The organism is Candidatus Atribacteria bacterium (assembly GCA_011056645.1).
GTDB lineage: Bacteria > Atribacterota > Phoenicimicrobiia > Phoenicimicrobiales > Phoenicimicrobiaceae > Sediminicultor > Sediminicultor quartus.
The window spans coordinates 1-3,194 of sequence record DSEL01000141.1 but is presented as its reverse complement, the minus strand read 5'-3'; the positions used below and the strand labels follow the sequence as shown (position 1 = coordinate 3,194).

The window sequence follows — 3,194 nt, the reverse complement described above, 5'->3', positions numbered from 1 at the left end:
GGCTACTTTTACCATATAATGGTAAAAGTAGCCTGTCCCCTTTTTATTCTATGTATAAAGATTGGAGGATTTCTTTGGTTTTTGTGTTCTGGACAAATATTACAAAGTGTGAAGTATCTTTTCCTACATCAACCTCGGAGTTCGGAGCAAGGGGTATTTCGGGAAAAAATTTAAAATTAAAAGTGTCTCCGGGTTTAAATGGGGGTATATCTTGAAAAGGAAATATGTCCTGTATATAGAAATACAGGCCGGGTTCGTCCCCTTCCTTTCCTGCCATTCCGCACACTGCTAAATTTTTTAGGGATTTATCACTTATATTTTTTACTGTGCCTTCAATAATTATTTCGCTTAATTCTTCGTTCTTTCCTCTCTCTCCTTGAGGGAGAGGGTTAGGGTGAGGGATTTTAACCGCAGAGAACTCAAGAAGGGATAACCGGATAAGTTCCTTATCAATGGCAGCTTTATAACATTCATAATTTTCTTCAACGCAGTCACAAGCCAGACCTTGAAGTCTTTTAGTCAAACCATCTATAAATACATCAGGGGTTCCCTTTTTTCCATTGCCTACATACCAGTCATAGCGGGTATTAGTTTCAGGGGTATCGTACCCATCTCCCCAGAGATGCTCCTGTACCAGAATAAGTTTAGTTGTGCCGTATTCCCAGGCCAAATCTTCCAGGCAGAATTCAGCAGTGGGACAGGAAGTACAAGCTTCTTGAATAAAAAGTTCGACTAACACAGGATGGGAAATGGTCTTTACGGCAGAATCCTTATCTTGCGCAAAGATTCGAGGAATAAAGAAATCATTACAAGAAAGGATAAGTAAAAATATTATTAAAAGCATAATTGTAAATATTTTTTCTCTCATTTTTAGCGAATAAATCCTTTCATTTTATCAGATCTGTATTACTACCTAATTAGTTAGATGGGGGACTAACTGTTTCCGTTGCTGGAGCTTTGAGTTTTTCTTGAGCAATTTTTTGTATCATTTCTTGTGCATTTTTCGCCATTTGACTATCCGGTGCAAGTTCTATTACTTTTTGTAATTCCCGGAGAGCCTCTTCTAAACTGTTCTGCTGTAAATAAACACTGGCTAGACCGTAATGAAAATTTACAAAATTATTGTCTATCTCTAAAGCATTTCTAAAAACAGCCTCCGCCTGTTGGTATTTTTTTTGATGAAAATAGATTGAACCCAATTGGCTATATAAAGGAAGCATGGATTTTTCATTCTTCTGATAAGAAATAGCTTGTTTATATTTGATTGCCGCTTTATCCAATAATTCTTGTTTAAGATAGAGAGAAGCTAAGTCTTTAGGTAAATCAGGGTGGTCAACATATCTCTCGGCTTTCTCGAAATATTCTAATGCCAAGGTATTAATTCCTTTACTTTGTAAAATTTTTCCCATCTGATAATGTATTTCACCCAGATAAGGATCCCACTTTAATGCTTGGTTATACATTTTAATGGCCTGGTTTAAATCTTTATTCTCTTCCATTTCTTTATTACCATAATACCAATAAGTTCGAGCAATAAAGGGACGAGATACAGTTAAACAAAGAAAGGTGGTTAAAAAAATAATAATTATAAACAAAAGAGGCTGAAAACGAGAGATTTGGTTTAAATCTTTCTTGGAAGTAGGTATTTCTTCTCTATCTGTTTCACTTTTAACCATTACAATAGTAAGCGCTATAGCCAGCCAGAAAAGAATAATAGTAGCTGACAAGTGCAAGGGAAAACCAAATATACTATCAATCAGCACTGCAGTCACCGCCCCCATTAATCCAATGATCATCCCCTGTTTATAGCGGTTTTTTACTCTTTTTATAAATCTTAATCCGTAATTAAAATAGCTTATGATAAGCCAAATAAATATTCCCAGACCGACTATTCCCACTTCTGCCCAAAGTTGAAGATATTCATTGTGAGTTTTATCGGCAAATACATAGGGATAAATAGAACGATTCTGTCCTTGTTCCAAGAATCTTGCTTGATATCTTAAAGAATTATATTTATAGGTTCCAATTCCAGAACCGATTAAAGGATGATCTTTGATCATAAGGGCAGTAAATTTCCAGTTAGATATTCTACTACTTATAGAAAAACTTTCACTCATCTGAGATAATGAAATCCTGCTTTTAATGGTGGAGATAATAGTACCTGATTTGTTTAGGGGTGTAGGGATGACAAATAAAAGAGTGATTATAATGATCGCGACCAAGATAATTATAAAGAGCTTTTTATTCTCTGCAATAAAAGACTTGCCTTGCAGGGTGATAAAAAGGATGATCATAAAAACTAAAGAAATCCCACAACCAAGATAGGCACTACGAGTAAAGGTGACTACAAGGGTAGTCCCCATTACTAGAATAGCAAGGAATAGTAAGGTTTTTTTAAATTTATTTCGGCAAGCAAAGAAGAGGGAAACGGCAATAGGCAAAGGAACAATTAAATATTCGGCAAAAAAATTCACGTTACCAAAAAGCCCAAAAACTTGCTGCCTTCCTATATTACGAATCCAGAAAGAAAAATCTATCCCTCTATATTGTAAGAGACCATAAATACCGAATAAGCCGCCAATAATGAGGGTAATTGCAAGAATGCGGTTAACCTGTTCTTCCCGATTTAGATTATTGACTACAATAAAATACAATAAGGGACCGGCTAAAAATAGAGGCAATTCCTTTAAACTGATAAAAAAATTATTAGACCAGATAAGGGATAGAACGCAAATAGCCATAAAACTTACTATAGGAAAATTGAGAGGTGTAGAAGTAAATTTAAATTTTTCCTTGTTTATCATCTCAAGTCCCCAAAACATTAAAGCTAACAATAGCAAAATTTGCATCATTGCTTCCTTGGGAGGGACAAAGAGAGTAATACAACGAGGGTAAAAGACTAAGGGAACCAAAACAACTAAAGCAATGATTGATGTTTCAATTGCTTTTAGGTAGGTTGATTGATTATATTTTGCTAAAGTTAATTCTTCTTGTTTCATCGATAATTGCTCCAATAAATAGTATTTAGTCATTAGTATTTAGTAGGATAGGCGTCTCGTCTGTTTATTTAAATGTAGGGGTCGGATTCATCGAGCCCGTAATACCGGGTCGGATGAATCCGACCCCTTGTACGATAAGAATATCTAAATTATCAACTAAATATGTTAGTATGATACTGGAAGAGTTTGTAGTTG

Annotated in this window: 2 protein-coding genes; both read right to left on the bottom strand. The window is 35.1% G+C overall.

Translation table 11 applies throughout. The features are described from left to right. Positions 1–43: 43 nt before the first annotated feature. A complete protein-coding gene (locus ENO17_05515) occupies positions 44–868 on the bottom strand; it encodes a hypothetical protein (protein ID HER24484.1) in 825 nt (274 codons plus the stop codon). 49 nt (positions 869–917) lie between these two features. Continuing rightward, positions 918–3,032: a tetratricopeptide repeat protein gene (locus ENO17_05510; GenBank protein HER24483.1), complete on the bottom strand. Its 2,115-nt coding sequence runs from the start codon at positions 3,030–3,032 to the stop codon at positions 918–920. Positions 3,033–3,194: the final 162 nt, after the last annotated feature.

Excerpts from the sequence above, each read along its gene's own strand:
- ENO17_05515 (HER24484.1), bottom strand. The coding sequence starts at position 868 with ATGAGAGAAAAAATATTTACAATTATGCTTTTAATAATATTTTTACTT.
- ENO17_05510 (HER24483.1), bottom strand. The coding sequence starts at position 3,032 with ATGACTAAATACTATTTATTGGAGCAATTATCGATGAAACAAGAAGAA.